A 243-nucleotide genomic window follows, 5' to 3' on the forward strand; every position below is an offset into this window, starting at 1 on the left:
GCTTCTTCCACTGCTTCAATTGCTTGTGCTGCCTCTGATAACTGTTCTGTATCTTTAACCCCATTACTATCTCGGTCATTTACTTCCGGTGTTGTCACTGAACCAATTTGGTTTAAACGTGTTTGTAGTGCATCTTTTCCTGGTGTACCGTTTGGTACACTACTCAATTTCGTCGAAGCATCTGCCTTAGCTGTTTCTAACGCTTCGATAAGTTGATTTAACTCAGCTTTCTCACTTGGATTT

Annotated in this window: 1 protein-coding gene; it reads right to left on the reverse strand. The window is 41.2% G+C overall.

Annotated features, from left to right (window positions below):
• Positions 1–243 (reverse strand): GA-like domain-containing protein (locus ACF91D_RS32435; protein ID WP_327621139.1); only part of this gene is annotated, 243 nt, incomplete at both ends.

The organism is Staphylococcus sp. 231237_7MaSpsaltlick, from assembly GCF_043107035.1.